The sequence below is a fragment of the Pseudomonas sp. GW822-FHT04H02 genome (assembly GCF_058800645.1).
The window spans coordinates 76,786-92,513 of the sequence record NZ_JBXAMM010000002.1 but is presented as its reverse complement, the minus strand read 5'-3'; the positions used below and the strand labels follow the sequence as shown (position 1 = coordinate 92,513).

The 15,728-nt window shown below is 61.8% G+C and carries 15 protein-coding genes; 9 read left to right on the top strand and 6 right to left on the bottom strand.

Features of this window, described 5'->3' with window-relative positions:
- Window positions 1-73: 73 nt before the first annotated feature.
- Window positions 74-640: a nucleotide exchange factor GrpE gene (grpE, locus tag AC1RMG_RS07145; protein WP_011059187.1), complete on the bottom strand. Its 567-nt coding sequence runs from the start codon at window positions 638-640 to the stop codon at window positions 74-76.
- A gap of 250 nt (window positions 641-890) precedes the next feature.
- Between grpE and recN the strand changes: the two genes are divergently transcribed.
- Window positions 891-2,564, top strand: a complete 1,674-nt coding sequence (gene recN, locus AC1RMG_RS07140; protein ID WP_011059186.1) for a DNA repair protein RecN — start codon at window positions 891-893, stop codon at window positions 2,562-2,564.
- A 94-nt stretch (window positions 2,565-2,658) separates the two neighbouring features.
- Here the strand turns inward: recN and fur are convergent, their stop codons facing one another.
- Window positions 2,659-3,063, bottom strand: coding sequence for a ferric iron uptake transcriptional regulator (gene fur, locus AC1RMG_RS07135; protein WP_011059185.1), 405 nt, complete (start codon window positions 3,061-3,063; stop codon window positions 2,659-2,661).
- A 98-nt stretch (window positions 3,064-3,161) separates the two neighbouring features.
- On the opposite strand from fur, the gene AC1RMG_RS07130 reads away from it, so the two are divergent.
- Window positions 3,162-3,689, top strand: coding sequence for an outer membrane protein assembly factor BamE (locus AC1RMG_RS07130; RefSeq protein WP_011059184.1), 528 nt, complete (start codon window positions 3,162-3,164; stop codon window positions 3,687-3,689).
- Window positions 3,690-3,749: 60 nt separating this feature from the next.
- Here the strand turns inward: AC1RMG_RS07130 and AC1RMG_RS07125 are convergent, their stop codons facing one another.
- Genes AC1RMG_RS07125 through AC1RMG_RS07115 form a run of 3 tightly spaced genes read right to left on the bottom strand, consistent with a single transcriptional unit; the run spans window position 3,750 to window position 5,902 of the window.
- Complete coding sequence (locus tag AC1RMG_RS07125) at window positions 3,750-4,064, bottom strand: RnfH family protein (RefSeq protein WP_053149012.1); 315 nt, start codon at window positions 4,062-4,064, stop codon at window positions 3,750-3,752.
- Window positions 4,057-4,491, bottom strand: a complete 435-nt coding sequence (locus AC1RMG_RS07120; protein ID WP_011059182.1) for a type II toxin-antitoxin system RatA family toxin — start codon at window positions 4,489-4,491, stop codon at window positions 4,057-4,059. The genes AC1RMG_RS07125 and AC1RMG_RS07120 overlap by 8 nt, the downstream gene beginning before the upstream one ends.
- Before the next feature lie 7 nt (window positions 4,492-4,498).
- On the bottom strand, window positions 4,499-5,902 hold the full coding sequence (locus AC1RMG_RS07115; RefSeq protein ID WP_011059181.1) for a sodium-dependent transporter: 1,404 nt from the start codon (window positions 5,900-5,902) through the stop codon (window positions 4,499-4,501).
- A gap of 117 nt (window positions 5,903-6,019) precedes the next feature.
- On the opposite strand from AC1RMG_RS07115, the gene smpB reads away from it, so the two are divergent.
- Window positions 6,020-6,502 (top strand): SsrA-binding protein SmpB, encoded by a 483-nt coding sequence (gene smpB / locus AC1RMG_RS07110; protein WP_011059180.1) that lies wholly within the window; start codon window positions 6,020-6,022, stop codon window positions 6,500-6,502.
- Window positions 6,503-6,583: 81 nt separating this feature from the next.
- On the opposite strand, the gene AC1RMG_RS07105 is transcribed toward smpB, so the two are convergent.
- Window positions 6,584-7,351 (bottom strand): FCD domain-containing protein, encoded by a 768-nt coding sequence (locus AC1RMG_RS07105; protein WP_072451306.1) that lies wholly within the window; start codon window positions 7,349-7,351, stop codon window positions 6,584-6,586.
- Window positions 7,352-7,612: 261 nt separating this feature from the next.
- Between AC1RMG_RS07105 and AC1RMG_RS07100 the strand changes: the two genes are divergently transcribed.
- From AC1RMG_RS07100 to AC1RMG_RS07075, 6 genes are all read left to right on the top strand, one after another.
- Window positions 7,613-9,307 carry a lactate permease LctP family transporter gene (locus AC1RMG_RS07100; RefSeq protein ID WP_373940329.1) on the top strand — a complete coding sequence of 565 codons (1,695 nt, stop codon included), beginning with the start codon at window positions 7,613-7,615 and terminating at the stop codon, window positions 9,305-9,307.
- 141 nt (window positions 9,308-9,448) lie between these two features.
- Window positions 9,449-10,273, top strand: coding sequence for a (Fe-S)-binding protein (locus tag AC1RMG_RS07095; protein ID WP_060837473.1), 825 nt, complete (start codon window positions 9,449-9,451; stop codon window positions 10,271-10,273).
- Window positions 10,270-11,724 (top strand): LutB/LldF family L-lactate oxidation iron-sulfur protein, encoded by a 1,455-nt coding sequence (locus AC1RMG_RS07090; RefSeq protein ID WP_065364634.1) that lies wholly within the window; start codon window positions 10,270-10,272, stop codon window positions 11,722-11,724. The genes AC1RMG_RS07095 and AC1RMG_RS07090 overlap by 4 nt, the downstream gene beginning before the upstream one ends.
- Window positions 11,724-12,395 carry a LutC/YkgG family protein gene (locus tag AC1RMG_RS07085; protein ID WP_077933336.1) on the top strand — a complete coding sequence of 224 codons (672 nt, stop codon included), beginning with the start codon at window positions 11,724-11,726 and terminating at the stop codon, window positions 12,393-12,395. The genes AC1RMG_RS07090 and AC1RMG_RS07085 overlap by 1 nt, the downstream gene beginning before the upstream one ends.
- A complete protein-coding gene (locus AC1RMG_RS07080) occupies window positions 12,392-15,202 on the top strand; it encodes an FAD-binding and (Fe-S)-binding domain-containing protein (protein WP_368994647.1) in 2,811 nt (936 codons plus the stop codon). The genes AC1RMG_RS07085 and AC1RMG_RS07080 overlap by 4 nt, the downstream gene beginning before the upstream one ends.
- 210 nt (window positions 15,203-15,412) lie before the next feature.
- Window positions 15,413-15,700, top strand: coding sequence for a PA2433 domain-containing protein (locus tag AC1RMG_RS07075; RefSeq protein WP_015634102.1), 288 nt, complete (start codon window positions 15,413-15,415; stop codon window positions 15,698-15,700).
- Window positions 15,701-15,728: the final 28 nt, after the last annotated feature.

The following is a 15,728-nucleotide window of genomic DNA, read 5'->3' as shown; positions in this document are numbered from 1 at the left end:
TGCCGCAGCTGTGGTGGCAAACTGCGGTAGCACTTAAACGCTTGACTGATAAATGGGGGCTCTACAGCCGTTTTCAAGCCTTTTCGTCAATCGAAGGCGAAACCGGTGCAGGAGCCTTGCTGACCACGACCATGGCCGGGCGCAGCAGGCGACCGTTGAGCTGGTAACCCTTCTGGAACACTTTCAGAACACTGTTCGGCTCGACATCCGCGCTTTCCTGCATGGCCATGGCCTGATGCTGTTCAGCGTTGAAGGGTTCGCCGTGTGGATCGATGGCTTCCAGCTGATAACGCTTGAGGGTGTCGTGGAACATCTTCAAGGTCAGCTCGATGCCTTCACGCATCGGGCGGATGCTTTCGTCGTCCGGGTTGGACAGCTCCAGGCCACGCTCCAGGCTGTCGATCACCGGCAGCAGGTCGCCGGCAAACTTCTCCAGCGCGAATTTGTGAGCTTTCTCCACGTCCTGCTCGGCGCGGCGGCGGACGTTCTGCAGATCGGCAGCAACACGCAAAGCCTGATCCTGCGCGCCAGCCAGTTGCTCTTCGAGCACTTGTACACGAGCCGCCAGGTCATCACCCGATGCCTCGGGAGCCTGATTGGCGTCTAGATTTTGCGTATCCAGCGTCTGTTCGTCAGCCATGAAATTCTCCTTTCAATATCGTCTGTGAGCCGGGCTCACTCTTCTGCCCAGCTATATGGGGTCGCATTTTCAAGGTTCAAGTCCGCAGCCACAGCAAAAGTCGTTCCGACCCGATAAATCCTGTATGTGGACATTACCGAGCGCACTAAAAAGCCAGAACGACCAAGCAAATCGAGCTAAGGGAAAGCATTGTCAGCCCGAAACAAAACACTGTATAAATAACCAGACATCTAGTTTGGGAGCGGCCTTAATGCTGGTGCACCTGTCCGTACACAATTACGCCATCGTCGAACACCTGGATCTGGAACTCGATCGCGGGATGAGCGTCATTACCGGCGAGACCGGTGCCGGCAAGTCGATCATGCTCGACGCGCTCGGCCTGACCCTGGGTGATCGTGCCGACAGCGGCGTGGTACGCCCCGGAGCCGACAAGGCCGATATCCTCGCCACCTTCGATCTGGCGGATATCCCCGAGGCCCACGCCTGGCTGGCCGAGCGCGACCTGGACACTGACGGCCCGTGCATCCTGCGTCGAGTCATCACGGCAGAAGGACGTTCCCGCGGCTATATCAACGGTACGCCCTGCCCGCTCGGAGACTTGAAAGCCCTGGGCGAACTGCTGATCGATATCCACAGCCAGCATGAACACCAGTCGCTGCTCAAGACCGATACCCATAGGCGCCTGCTGGACGAGTACGCCGGCGCAACCGACCTGGCGCGCCAGGTGCAACTGGCTGCTCAGCGCTGGCGCCAGACCCGCCTGGAGCTGGAGCGCCTGTCCAACTCCGGCGACGAGCAGCGCGCTCGCCATCAACTGCTCAGCTACCAGCTCGAAGAACTGGAAAACCTGGGGCTCGGGGAAAATGAACTCGAACAGCTGGAGCAGGAGCACAAGAACCTGACCAATGCCGAAACCCTGCTGGGCATCTGCCGCCAGGTGGTGGAGCAATGCAGCGAAAGTGATTCAGGCAATGTCCTGAACGCCCTGACTGTCAGCCTCAACCGCCTGTCGAGCATCGGCAACTCCTCGGGCTCCCTGGGCGAGGCCACCAACCTGCTGGCCAGCGCGCAGATCCAGGTCGAAGAGGCCGTGGGCGAGTTGAATCGTTTCCTTGACCACTTCGACGCTGATCCGGCACGCCTGCAACAACTCGAAGAACGCCTCGACGCCATCTATACCCTGGCGCGCAAGCATCGCATCCAGCCCTTCGAACTCGCCGCCATGCAGCAAACCCTGCTGGATGAAATCGAGACTCTGGACGCCAATGACGAATCCATCGAACGGTTGGGCGAAGAGCTGCAATCCTTCGCTCGTCATTATCAGGAGAAAGCCCAGGAACTGAGCCAGTTGCGCCAGCAGGCCGCGACCAGCCTGGCCAGCGCAGTGGAGCAGGAAATCCAGCGCCTGGGCATGCCCGGAGGGCGCTTCACCATCGAACTGCGCGCCAACAGCAGCGATGAACTGCTGCCCAACGGCCTGGAGCAGGTGGAACTGCTGGTCAGTGCCAACCCCGGGCAACCCCTCAAGGCCCTAGCGAAAGTCGCGTCCGGCGGTGAGCTGTCACGTATCAGCCTGGCGATCCAGGTCATCACCGCGCAGACCTCGCGGGTTCCCACATTGGTATTCGACGAAGTCGACGTGGGGATTGGCGGCCCGACAGCCGAGATCGTCGGCCAGCTGCTGCGCCGCCTCGGCGAACGCGGCCAGGTATTGACCGTGACACACCTGCCGCAAGTCGCCGCCCAGGGGCATCAGCATCTGTTCGTGCACAAGGTGCGCGGCAGCGATGCCACTCATACCGCAGTATCCAAGCTGGGCAAGAATGAGAGGGTCGAGGAGGTGGCGCGGATGCTCGGCGGCATCGACCTGACCAAGGAGTCTCTGGCCCACGCCAAGAAAATGGTGGTGACCGCCAAGGCCTGAACCTTCAGCGCTTCTTTTATATAGGCACAAAACACGAAGGCGACCCTAGGGTCGCCTTCGATCGTTTCACGACGATAAACGCCGCGTGAGGGGCTTACTTCTTCTTGCGCACGTACAGCACAAGATTGTGATCCACCAACTCGAAACCGTGCTTTTCGACAATCGCCTTCTGAAGCTTTTCGATTTCTTCGTCGAAGAATTCGATCACTTCACCAGACTCCACGTTGACCATATGGTCGTGGTGACCGCCATCCGCCAGCTCGAATACAGCGTGACCGCCATCAAAATTATGGCGTACCACCAGTCCGGCTGCTTCGAATTGAGTCAGTACACGGTAAACCGTGGCCAGACCCACATCCTCACCAGCTTCCATCAGCGCCTTGTAGACATCCTCGGCGCTCATGTGCCGCTGCTCGGTGGAATCGAGCATTTGTAGAATTTTGACTCGTGGCAGAGTCACTTTGAGGCCGGCTTTACGTAGTTCGCTATTTTCAACCATGGTCAGCTTTCTCGCCGATGCTGCTTCGCAGCTTCTCTTAATGCGGGTATGATCGGGGTTTACGTTGTCCCAGCCAAGATAGTGGAAGTCGCCCACCGATGCAAAACACCAAGCTCTTGCTAACCAGTTTCACCTTCGTGGGACTGCTCGCACTCGCCGGTTGTTCATTCCCCGGGGTTTACAAAATCGACATCCAGCAGGGCAATGTCGTCACGCAGGACATGATAGACCAGTTGCGCCCCGGAATGACCCGACGGCAAGTACGGTTTATCATGGGCAACCCTCTGTTGACCGACACGTTCCATGCCGATCGCTGGGATTATCTCTACAGCCTGCAGCCTGGTGGTGGTGAACGCCAACAGGAACGCGTGAGCCTGATCTTCAACGGCAACGACCAGTTGGTCAGCTTGGCCGGTGACTTCATGCCAGGTGTAAGCCGCGACGAAGCCCTGCTGGGCAAGGACAGCGCCAACACCGTGACAGCGCCTGCCGAGAACGTCGAGAAACCAAAAGCCGAGAAACCAGCCAAGCCTGGCTCGCTGCTCGACCAGATCCAGAAGGACGTGGATGGCGTGAAAACCGTGCCAGTTCCTACGCCTGAACCACTGGATACTTCGCCGGAATAATTTGTGGCGAAATAAAAAAGCCCGGGCATGCCCGGGCTTTTTATTGCCTGTCACCATCAATCACGATTCGCGCTTGCGTGCCTCGGCCGCTTTCGCCGCCCGCAGACGCCGAACCTCTTTCGGATCGGCCAGCAATGGGCGATAGACCTCAATCCGATCCCCCGCCTGAATCACATGCTGTTCAGGGTCACTGACCTGCTTGCCGAAGATCCCCACCGGACAAGCCGCCAGATCCAGTTCGGGAAACTGCTGCCCGATGGCTGAAGCCTGCAAGGCTGCACGCAGCGTCGACCCCTGGGGCACCTGCACACTGATCAACGCCTGGCGATCGACAGCCGCGTAGGCCACCTCAATCGAAATCATCGGCTCAGCCATGCAACTGCTTGGCCCGCTGGCAGAAAGCGTCCACCAGGGTATTCGCCGCCTGGTTGAACAGCGGCCCCAAGGTCGCTCGAACCAAAGGCCCCGCATAATCGAAAGACAGATCAAGGCTGATCTTGCAGGCCTTCTCGCCCAGCGGCTTGAACACCCACACGCCATGCAACTGATTGAATGGCCCCTCCTCCAGATTCATCTCGATCGACTGCCCCGGCACCAGATTGTTGCAGGTAACGAAGCGCTGGCTCATGCCGCCCTTGGCCACCGCCAGGCTCGCGCGCATCCGCTCTTCGCTGCTTTCCAGCACCTCGGCCGACGAGCACCAGGGCAGAAACTCCGGGTACCGGGCCACGTCATTGACCAGGTCGTAAAGGAACTGCGCCGGATAGGGCAGAAGGGCCGAACGTTGAATATGGGTCGTCATGTGAGCTTCATTTCCACAACTGGGCGGCAAACACCACAAGAATGCCGACGGGCGCCACATAGCGCATCAAAAACAAGGCCAGAGCGAACAACAGCGGGCTACGTAACGACAGCTCATCACGAACTGCCTCACGGCCCATCACCCAACCTGCAAATACCACGAAGCACAAACCGCCAAGAGGCAACATGATCCGCGAGGTGAAAAAGTCGATCACACCAAAGAAGTCCAGACCGCCGGCCGCGCCCCATTGGTAGAGATGAAAAACGCCGCCTTCGTTCACGAAAAATTTGGCCTGTTGCCAGATGTTGAAAGAGAACACCGTTCCCAATCCCACAAACCAGCAACTGAATGCCAGCCAGAATGTCACCCAGCCGCGGCGGATTTTAGTCCTCTCGACGAGATAAGCCACCATCGGCTCCAACAAGGAAATGGCCGAACTCCAGGCAGCGATCGCCACCAGGATAAAGAACACTACGCCCATAAGCTGGCCGAACGCCACATTCCCGAAGGCAAACGGCAGGCTGATGAACATCAGCCCCGGCCCTTCGCTGGGGTTCAGCCCGGCGGCAAATACAATGGGGAACAGGGCCATCCCAGCCACCAGCGAAACGAAGGTATCCAGCAGCGCCACCCCGACCACGGTGCCGGCCAGGGACGAATGCTTGGGCATGTAGGCGCCGTAGATCATGATCGAGCCCACTCCCACGCTGAGGGAAAAGAACGCGTGCCCCATGGCTGGTAACAGCCCGTCCAGCAAACGCTCCAGGCTGAAGTCGAACATGAAGTGCAGGCCCTGCATGAAATGCCCGGTGGTCATGCTGTAGCCCAGCAGCACCAGCAACATCACGAACAGCAGCGGCATCATGACCCGCAGGCTGCGCTCAAGCCCGGCCACCACACCCTTGGCAATCACCAGCGCCGACAACAGCATGAACAGCGTGTGCCACAGGGTCAGGCGCCAGGGGTCGGCCGTCACCGCGGAAAAATAGGCACCAACCTGATCCGCCGTGACACCCTGAAAATCGCCGCGCCCCATGTCGATGATGTAGTCCAGGGACCAACCACCCACCACGCTATAGAAGGAGAGAATCAGCAGCGCCGTGATCATTCCGGCAAAGGCGCCCCAGGACCACCTGGCCGAATGCCCGGCCTCCAGGGCCAGCACCTTCAGGGCATTCGCCGGGCTTTGCCGCGCGCGGCGGCCAATCAGGGTTTCCGCCAGCATCACCGGCAACCCGATCAACGCAATACACGCCAGAAACACCAGGACAAAGGCACCACCACCATAGACGCCGACCATGTAGGGGAATTTCCAGATACTCCCCAGGCCCACGGCCGAACCAGTTGCAGCGAGTATAAAGACCCAGCGGCTTGCCCAGCCGCCGTGGACAGAGACCCTGTCTGTCGACATCGTTAACACGCCCAACCGAAAAAAAAGAGCGCGCATTGTCCGGGATTCAATCAACCTGCTCAAGCACGCTGCGTCACCGTAGCCGACGCGCGCGCAACTCCCTATAATGCCGCCCCTATGGCTAAACAGAAGAAACACCCAACAGGGACCATCGCGCAAAATAAAAAGGCGCGTCACGATTACTTCATCGAACATCGGTTCGAGGCTGGCATGGTCCTGGCCGGCTGGGAAGTAAAGAGTCTGCGTGCAGGCAAGGCACAGCTGGTGGACAGTTATGTGCTGCTCAAGGATGGTGAAGCCTGGTTGCTCGGCAGCCACTTCACGCCATTGACCACCGCCAGCACCCACGTCATTGCCGACCCTACGCGCTCGCGCAAGCTGCTGCTCAACCAGCGCGAGCTGGAAAAGCTGTTTGCCGCCGTGCAACAGAAGGGTTATGCCTGCGTATGCCTTTCGCTCTACTGGAGCAAGCACCTGGTCAAGTGTGAGATCGCACTGGGCAAGGGCAAGAAGGAATACGACAAGCGTCATACCGAACGCGAGCGCGATTCCGATCGCGAACTGCAGCGTGCGGTGCGCACCAAGGGCAAGGAAGACTGATCTTCCTGCCTTGAGGTCGCTTTCGCCGGCAAGCCGGCTCCTACAACACCCAGGTAGGAGCCGGCTTGCCGGCGATTTGCATTACATGCCCTTGCGCCGTTCGGCCCGGGCCACTCGCTGCACTTCCTGACGCACTTCTTCGAGCACCTCCTGCACATAGAGAATGTGCCGGCTGGAGATTTCCCGCGCCTCTTCGGCCCGCCCTTCGATAATCGCCTGGTACAGGTCGCGGTGCTGGCTGATCAGCATGTCGCGGGTTTCCGTGCGCTGCTTGTACATGCCGCCAATGTTGGTCACCACGTTGCGTTTGAGCAGGTCGAATAGCCCGCGGATGGTGTGCAGCAGCACGGCGTTGTGGCTGGCCTCGGCAATCGCCAAGTGGAACTTGGCATCCGCCGCCCCCTCCTCGGCACGACTGACATCGTCGGAACGGGAATAACAATCCTGCAACTCCTCGAAGGCTTGAGTCAGTCGCTCACGATCCACTGCCGTCGCCCGCAGCGCCGCGTAATAGGCGCAGGACGCTTCCAGCGTATGCCGGAACTCCAGCAGATCGCGCTGGGCATCGGTGTTGTTTTCCAGCAGGTGCAGCAGAGGATCGCTGAAGGTCGAGCCCAGGGATTCCACCACGTAGTTGCCGCCACCCTGGCGGCTGATCAGCAGCCCCTTGGCCGTGAGCTTCTGGATCGCCTCGCGCAGTGAGGGCCGGGAGACACCAAACTGCTCGGCCAGGGCGCGCTCGGCCGGCAGCCGCTCGCCGGCCGTCAAGGTGCCTTCAAGAATCATCCCTTCCAGACGCTCGACGATATCGTCGGACAAACGGCGCTGGCGTATCTGATCAAACCCCATAACTCACTCTCCACCCTCCCGACCCTTCGCCGGGGGGCTCTATTCTGGCCTATTCATGGCGCGCCAACACCTGTCAGAACACGGCCATTTGCACCGATCAGATGCCCGCGCCATAGCGCATTCGACAAAAGTTTTAGGGCGGCAAATTGACACACCGAGCACAAGGCTTTTACCCTAGCCAACAGCGATTGTAAATTGGTCTTACCAATTAACCAAGACGCTAGCAGTGCCTGACCAACAACAATTAGGGGCCACCCCATTATGCAAACCTGGCAACAGCTCTATAGCCCGCTTGGCAGCCTCGGCCTGTCCGCCCTCGCCGCCGTCATCCCGATCGTGTTCTTCTTCCTGGCTCTGGCCGTGTTCCGTCTCAAAGGACACGTCGCCGGGAGTATCACCCTGGCCTTGTCGATCCTGGTGGCGATCTTCGCCTTCCAGATGCCCGCCGACATGGCCCTCGCTGCCGCTGGCTATGGATTTGCCTACGGTCTGTGGCCCATCGCCTGGATCATTGTCGCCGCCGTTTTCCTCTACAAGCTGACCGTGAAGAGCGGCCAGTTCGAAATCATTCGCAGCTCGGTGCTGTCGATCACCGACGACCAGCGCCTGCAGGTGCTGCTGATCGGTTTCTGCTTCGGTGCCTTCCTTGAAGGGGCTGCCGGCTTTGGCGCGCCAGTGGCGATCACCGCCGCCCTGCTGGTGGGCCTGGGCTTCAACCCGCTGTACGCCGCCGGCCTGTGCCTGATCGCCAACACCGCGCCAGTGGCCTTCGGCGCCCTGGGGATTCCGATCATCGTCGCCGGCCAGGTGACCGGCATCGACGCCTTCAAGATCGGCGCCATGACCGGCCGCCAGCTGCCGCTGCTGTCGCTCTTCGTGCCGTTCTGGCTGGTGTTCATGATGGACGGCATGCGTGGCGTCAAAGAGACCTGGCCGGCCGCTCTGGTGGCAGGCCTGAGCTTCGCCGTCACCCAGTACTTCACCTCGAACTTCATCGGCCCGGAACTGCCGGACATCACCTCGGCCCTGGCCAGCCTGATCTCCCTGACCCTGTTCCTGAAAATCTGGCAGCCCAAGCGCACCGCCGGCGCGCAGATTGCCGGTGCCACCTCCAGCGCGGCCATCACCGCCAGTGCCGGTGGCTTCGGCCAGCCACGCCAAACCCAGGCCTCACCCTACAGCCTGGGCCAGATCTTCAAGGCCTGGTCGCCGTTCCTGATCCTCACCGTGCTGGTGACCATCTGGACCCTCAAGCCCTTCAAGGCGATGTTCGCTGCCGGCGGCTCGATGTACGGCTGGGTGTTCAACTTCGCCATCCCGCACCTGGATCAGCTGGTGATCAAGATGGCACCGATCGTGACCACGCCAACGGCCATCCCGGCGGTGTTCAAGCTCGACCCGATCTCGGCCACCGGCACGGCGATCTTCTTCTCCGCGCTGATCTCCATGGTGGTACTGAAGATCGACTTCAAAACTGGTCTGACCACTTTGAAAGAGACCTTCTACGAGCTGCGCTGGCCGATCCTGTCCATCGGCATGGTGCTGGCGTTCGCCTTCGTCACCAACTACTCGGGCATGTCTTCGACCATGGCCCTGGTCCTGGCAGCGACTGGCGCGGCGTTTCCGTTCTTCTCGCCGTTCCTGGGCTGGCTCGGGGTGTTCCTCACCGGCTCCGATACCTCGTCCAACGCCCTGTTCAGCTCGCTGCAGGCCACCACCGCACACCAGATCGGGGTCAATGACACCCTGCTGGTCGCGGCCAACACCAGCGGCGGCGTAACCGGCAAGATGATCTCGCCGCAATCGATCGCCGTGGCCTGCGCCGCCACCGGCCTGGTGGGCAAGGAATCGGACCTGTTCCGCTTCACCCTCAAGCACAGTCTGTTCTTTGCCACTATTGTCGGTCTGATCACCCTGGCCCAGGCCTACTGGTTCACCGGCATGCTGGTGCACTAAGCAACACCGAAAGAACCGACGCCGCCCTCACCCGCGGCGTCCGCATTCACCACCCGGTCTGCAAGGCTGCTGAAAGCTTGCTGGTTTATCTTTCAGCCGCCGCAACGGACGAATAACCGGGACCACCCGGAGACACGCCTGATGAGCGAGCTTTTCTACAACGCCGTGCCCAATGCGACCCGTGTCGCACCGCCGCTGGCCGAACCCCGGCAGTACCCCAGCGCGAAACCGGCGCGGGTCTACCTGTTCGGCACCTGCGTGGTCGACCTGTTCTATCCCGAAGCCGGGATGGACGCGATTCACCTGCTGGAGCGCGAAGGTATTCGCGTGGACTACCCGCAAGGGCAAAGCTGCTGCGGACAACCGGCCTACACCTCGGGCTACACCGAGCAGGCGCGCACCGTGGCCCGCTCGCAACTGGCGCTGTTTGCCGGCGACTATCCGGTGGTGGTGCCGTCGGGTTCCTGCGCAGGCATGCTGCGCGAGCATTACGCGGACTTGTTCAAGGACGAGCCCGAAACGCTGAAACAGGTGCAGGCCCTGGCCGCCCGCACCTATGAACTGGCCGAGTTCCTCCTGCACGTGTGCAAGGTGCAGCTCAAGGACAGCGGCGCCCCGGTCAAGGTGGCGCTGCACACCTCCTGCTCGGCACGCCGGGAAATGAACACCCACCTGCACGGCCGTGAGTTGCTGTCACAGCTGAGCAACGTAGAACGGGTAGAACACAGCCACGAAAGCGAATGCTGTGGCTTTGGCGGGACTTTCAGCGTCCGAATGCCGGACATCTCCGGCGCCATGGTGGCGGACAAGACCCGGGCGCTGAAGGAATCCGGCGCCCACCAGGTACTGAGTGCCGATTGCGGCTGCCTGATGAACATCAACGGCGCGCTGGAGAAACAACAAGAGGCATTGCGCGGCCAGCACCTGGCGAGCTTCCTCTGGCAACGTACTGGAGGTGCGCAATGAGCACCCCAGAGCTGATTCCGACCACCAACGTGGCGGACGATTTTCGCACCCGGGCCCACCAGGCCCTGGGTGACCAACAACTGCGAAACAACTTTCGCAGTGCCATGGATTCACTCATGGCCAAGCGTGCGGCCTCGTTCAGCGATGCCCACGAAAGAGAACACCTGCGCGCCCTGGGCAATGCGATTCGCGCCCGGGCGTTGTCCAAGCTGCCCGACCTGCTCGAGCGCCTGGAACAGAACCTGACCCGCAACGGTGTGACAGTGCACTGGGCGGAAACGGTGGACGAAGCCAATGGCATCGTCCTCTCGATCATCCGCGCTCACGAGGCGCGGCAAGTGATCAAGGGCAAATCGATGGTCAGCGAAGAGATGGAAATGAACCATGTCCTCGCTGAACAAGGCATTGAATGCCTTGAGTCGGACATGGGCGAGTTCATCGTCCAGCTCGACCACGAGAAGCCTTCACACATCATTATGCCGGCGATCCACAAGAATGCCGGTCAGGTCGCGTCCTTGTTCCACGACAAACTCGGCGTGGAGTACACCAAGGACGTTGACCAACTCATTCAGATCGGTCGCAAGGTCTTGCGGCAGAAATTCTTCGAAGCCGATATCGGCGTCTCCGGCGTCAACTTCGCCGTGGCCGAGACCGGCACCCTGCTGCTGGTGGAAAACGAAGGCAACGGGCGCATGTCCACCACCGTGCCGCCAGTGCACATCGCCGTCACCGGGATCGAGAAAGTCGTCGAGAACCTGCGGGACGTGGTGCCGCTGCTCTCGCTGCTGACCCGCTCGGCCCTGGGCCAGCCCATCACCACCTACGTCAACATGATCTCCGGCCCGCGCAAAGAGCATGAGCTGGACGGCCCCCAGGAAGTGCACTTGGTGCTGCTGGACAACGGCCGCAGCCAGGCGTTTGCCGACAGCGAACTGCGCCAGACCCTGAACTGCATCCGCTGCGGCGCCTGCATGAACCACTGCCCGGTCTACACCCGGGTCGGCGGCCACACTTATGGCGAGGTCTACCCGGGGCCGATCGGCAAGATCATCACCCCGCACATGGTGGGTCTGGCCAAGGTACCGGACCACCCCAGCGCCTCGTCGCTGTGCGGCGCCTGTGGCGAAGTCTGCCCGGTGAAGATCCCGATCCCGGCCCTGCTGCGCCGACTGCGGGAAGAAAACGTCAAGGCCCCGGACAGCCCCCATCAAGTGATGCGCGGCCAGGGCAGCAAGTACTCGCGCAAGGAACGTTTCATCTGGAACGCCTGGGCCCGCCTCAATAGCTCGCCGACCCTGTATCGCCTGTTCACCCTGGCCGCCACCCGGCTGCGCGCCCTCGCCCCGAGCAAGGTCGGCCCCTGGACGCAGAACCACAGTGCGCCAAAACCCGCCGCCCGGTCGCTGCACGACCTGGCCCGTGAGCACCTGGACAAGCAGGGAGACCGCTGATGAGCGCGAAACACAACATCCTCGCCAAGCTGCGCAACAGCCTGACCGGCACCACGCCGATTGTGGATAACTTCGATGAGGCGCTGGTCACCGAGCCTTACAGCTACAGCGCGGAACAACGCATCCCGCAGCTGCGCAAACAGATGGAAGCAGTGCACACCGAAATCCACCTGAGCACCGGCGCCGGTTGGCCCGAACTGCTGGCCCGCCTGCTGCAGGAACGCCAGTTGCCCAGCCTGCTGATCGCCCCGAGCACGCCCCACGGCCAGTTGGTCACCCAGTACTGGGCCGAGCACCCGCAACTGCCAGCGCTCAAGGCCTACGACCGCCCGGTGGAAGAATGGAAAGCCGAGCTGTTCAACGACACCCCGGCCAGCCTCACGACCACCCTGGGCGCGATCGCCGCCACCGGCAGCCTGATCCTCTGGCCAACCCGGGAAGAACCGCGGCTGATGAGCCTGGTGCCGCCGGTGCATTTCGCCCTGCTCAAGGCCAGCGAGATCCGCGACAACTTCTATCAGGTGCAGCAACAGATGAACTGGGCCGCCGGCATGCCGACCAACGCGCTGCTGGTGTCCGGCCCATCGAAGACCGCTGATATCGAGCAAGTCCTGGCTTACGGCGCCCACGGCCCGAAAGACCTGGTGGTGCTGATCCTGGAGGACCAATGAGCCTACCGGCCGCTTTTCTGCGTGATGCCCAGCAACTGATTCCCCAGGAGCGGCGCTTCGACGACCCGCTCTCGACCCTGGCCTTCGGCACCGACGCCAGCTTCTACCGGCTGATCCCCAAGCTGGTGATCCGCGTCGAGTCCGAGGACGAAGTGGTCGCCCTGCTCCAGCTGGCCCAGCGCGACCGGGTGTCGGTGACCTTCCGTGCGGCGGGCACCAGCCTTTCCGGGCAGGCCATCAGTGACTCGGTGCTGATCGTTCTGGGGGATAACTGGAACGGCAAGGAGATTCGCCACCAGGGTGCGCAGATTCGTCTGCAGCCTGGTGTGATCGGCGCCCAGGCCAATGCCTGGCTGGCACCTTTCGGGCGCAAGATCGGCCCCGATCCGGCCTCGATCAACGCCTGCAAGATCGGTGGCATCGTCGCCAACAATGCCAGCGGCATGTGCTGCGGTACCGCGCAGAATACCTATCACACCCTGGCCGGCATTCGCCTGGTACTGGCCGATGGCACGCGTCTGGATACCGAGGATGAGGCCAGCGTCGCCGCCTTCCGCGCCAGCCATGGTCCGCTGCTGGAGCGCCTGGCCGAACTGGGCCGCAGCACCCGCGCCAACAGCGAGCTGGCAGCGAAGATCCGCCACAAATACCGGCTGAAAAACACCACCGGCCTGTCCCTCAATGCCCTGGTGGATTTCGACGAGCCACTGGACATCCTCAGCCACCTGCTGGTGGGTTCCGAGGGCACCCTGGGCTTTATCAGCGCAGTGACCTACGACACGGTGATCGACCACCCGAACAAGGCGTCGGCGCTGATCGTCTTTCCCGATGTGGACACCTGCTGCAACGCGGTGACCGTGCTCAAGAGCCAGCCGGTATCTGCTGTGGAACTGCTGGACCGCCGCAGCCTGCGCTCGGTGCAGGACAAGCCCGGCATGCCGGCCTTCGTCCAGCAACTCTCGGCCAACGCTTGCGCGCTGCTGATCGAATCCCGCGCCGCGTCCTCATCACTGCTGCACGAGCAACTGGCGCAGATCATGAATTCCCTGGCCACCTTCCCGGTGGAAAAACAGGTGGACTTCACTGAAGACCCGCAGGAAAACGCCAAGCTCTGGGCGATTCGCAAGGACACCTTCCCGGCGGTGGGCGCGGTGCGCAAGACCGGCACCACGGTGATCATCGAAGACGTGACCTTCCCCGTGGAACAGCTGGCCATCGGTGTCAACCGCCTGATCGAGCTGTTCGACAAGCACCACTACGACGAAGCGATCCTGTTCGGCCACGCCCTGGAGGGCAACCTGCACTTCGTCTTCACTCAGGGCTTCAACAGCAGCGAGGAAGTGAACCGCTACCAGGCGTTCATGGACGACGTGGCGCAACTGGTGGCGGTGGAATTCGGCGGTTCGCTGAAGGCCGAGCACGGCACCGGGCGCAACATGGCACCCTTCGTCGAGCTGGAATGGGGCAGCGATGCCTACCAGCTGATGTGGCAACTCAAGCGCCTGCTGGACCCCAACAACATCCTCAACCCGGACGTGGTGCTCAGCGAAGACCCGCAGATCCACCTCAAGCACCTCAAGCCACTGCCGGCGGCCGACGAGATTGTGGATAAGTGCATCGAGTGCGGCTTCTGCGAGCCGGTGTGCCCGTCCAAGGGGCTGACCCTGAGCCCGCGCCAGCGCATCGTCATCTGGCGTGATATCCAGGCACGCAAACGGGCCGGCATCGACACCACGGAACTGGAAGCGGCCTATCAGTACCAGGGCATCGACACCTGCGCCGCCACCGGGCTGTGCGCCCAGCGCTGCCCAGTGGGCATCAACACCGGCGAGCTGGTGAAGAAACTGCGCAGTGAACACGCCACCCATAACGGCACCGCCGACTGGCTCGGCTCACACTTCGCCACCACCTTGCAGGGCGCCCGCTTCACCCTGCACGTGGCCAACGGTGCGCGCATGCTCTTGGGCGCGCCGCGCCTGAGCAAGCTGTCGGCGAGCCTGACACGCCTATCCAAAGGCCAGGTGCCGCAGTGGAGCAGTGCCATGCCTCAGCCGGAAAAGGCCATTCGCTTCAGCCCGAGCGTCAGCGACGCGCGTCCGCGGGTGGTGTACCTGGCAGCCTGTGTGTCCCGGGTCATGGGGCCAGCGGCGGGCGACAAGGAGCAAAGCTCGCTCTACGAGAAAACCCGCGGTCTGCTGGAAAAGGCCGGTTATCAAGTAGTGCTGCCGGACAACCTGGACAACCTCTGCTGCGGCCAGCCGTTCGCCTCCAAGGGCTACGCCACCCAGGCCGAGGACAAGCGCCAGGAACTGATCGGCGCCCTGCTCCACGCCAGCCGGGGCGGCCTCGACCCGATCTACTGCGACACCAGCCCTTGCACCCTGCGCCTGGTGCAGGACCTGGGGGACGTGCGCATGGACCTCTACGACCCGGTGCGCTTCATCCGCACCCACCTGCTGGAGCGCCTGGAGTTCACGCCGCAGGAAGCGCCGATCGCGGTGCACGTCACCTGCAGCACCCAGCACCTGGGCGAGAGCCAGGCCTTGATCGACCTGGCCCGGCGTTGCAGCAACAACGTGGTGATCCCCGAAGACATCCATTGCTGTGGTTTCGCCGGCGACAAGGGTTTCACCACCCCGGAACTCAACGCCCACTCCCTGCGCAGCCTCAAGGACGCGGTGCAGTATTGCAGCGAAGGCATCTCCACAAGCCGCACCTGTGAAATCGGCCTCAGCCAGCATGGCGGGATCGACTATCACGGGCTGGTCTACCTGGTGGATCGGGTCACCCGGGCCAAGGCGGTCTGAGCCATCGAATCGCGCAACCAAGGGGCGTTTTCGCCCCTTTTTTGTGCCTGGCGGAAAACGCCCCTGGCTTTTTCATTTCTTCGAAAAAAAAACAGAACCCCAGAGCGCGGCTACAGTCCATTTTCTAGGCCCGCAAAAAAGGGCTTAGCCCACTCGGCAGCCGGCCCTGTTGACCGGCAACACCGAGCCCCTGCGATCAAGGAGATAACCATGAAGCGTTCCGCACTGGCTGGACTGTTCATTACCGCCGCGATGCTGGCCTCCCCGGTGTTTGCCGCCGGGCAAGAGGACCTGTGCCAGATCAACCTGCAAAAAATCAAGGATGCCAAGGTCAGCACCGAAGCCATGAGCTCGGACCTGAGCAGCGACATCGACGCCAAGGTCCAGCAAGCCACCGCCGAACACGCCAAAGGCACCGAGGAAGGCACCAAGAACTGCATCTCCCTGACCACCCAGGCCATCCAGCAATTGCAGAACAACACCAAGGGCGATCAGTAGGCCGATGCACTGGGCCAACCTTCGGGTT

What these genes read in the sequence shown, in the direction of transcription:
- AC1RMG_RS07100 (WP_373940329.1), top strand. Translation starts at nt 7,613, where the DNA reads ATGCAAACCTGGCAACAGCTCTATAGCCCGCTTGGCAGCCTCGGCCTG.
- AC1RMG_RS07095 (WP_060837473.1), top strand. Translation starts at nt 9,449, where the DNA reads ATGAGCGAGCTTTTCTACAACGCCGTGCCCAATGCGACCCGTGTCGCA.
- AC1RMG_RS07090 (WP_065364634.1), top strand. Translation starts at nt 10,270, where the DNA reads ATGAGCACCCCAGAGCTGATTCCGACCACCAACGTGGCGGACGATTTT.
- AC1RMG_RS07105 (WP_072451306.1), bottom strand. Translation starts at nt 7,351, where the DNA reads ATGGGGTTTGATCAGATACGCCAGCGCCGTTTGTCCGACGATATCGTC.
- AC1RMG_RS07080 (WP_368994647.1), top strand. Translation starts at nt 12,392, where the DNA reads ATGAGCCTACCGGCCGCTTTTCTGCGTGATGCCCAGCAACTGATTCCC.
- fur (WP_011059185.1), bottom strand. Translation starts at nt 3,063, where the DNA reads ATGGTTGAAAATAGCGAACTACGTAAAGCCGGCCTCAAAGTGACTCTG.
- AC1RMG_RS07120 (WP_011059182.1), bottom strand. Translation starts at nt 4,491, where the DNA reads ATGACGACCCATATTCAACGTTCGGCCCTTCTGCCCTATCCGGCGCAG.
- AC1RMG_RS07130 (WP_011059184.1), top strand. Translation starts at nt 3,162, where the DNA reads ATGCAAAACACCAAGCTCTTGCTAACCAGTTTCACCTTCGTGGGACTG.
- AC1RMG_RS07075 (WP_015634102.1), top strand. Translation starts at nt 15,413, where the DNA reads ATGAAGCGTTCCGCACTGGCTGGACTGTTCATTACCGCCGCGATGCTG.
- AC1RMG_RS07115 (WP_011059181.1), bottom strand. Translation starts at nt 5,902, where the DNA reads ATGTCGACAGACAGGGTCTCTGTCCACGGCGGCTGGGCAAGCCGCTGG.
- AC1RMG_RS07125 (WP_053149012.1), bottom strand. Translation starts at nt 4,064, where the DNA reads ATGGCTGAGCCGATGATTTCGATTGAGGTGGCCTACGCGGCTGTCGAT.
- recN (WP_011059186.1), top strand. Translation starts at nt 891, where the DNA reads ATGCTGGTGCACCTGTCCGTACACAATTACGCCATCGTCGAACACCTG.
- smpB (WP_011059180.1), top strand. Translation starts at nt 6,020, where the DNA reads ATGGCTAAACAGAAGAAACACCCAACAGGGACCATCGCGCAAAATAAA.
- grpE (WP_011059187.1), bottom strand. Translation starts at nt 640, where the DNA reads ATGGCTGACGAACAGACGCTGGATACGCAAAATCTAGACGCCAATCAG.
- AC1RMG_RS07085 (WP_077933336.1), top strand. Translation starts at nt 11,724, where the DNA reads ATGAGCGCGAAACACAACATCCTCGCCAAGCTGCGCAACAGCCTGACC.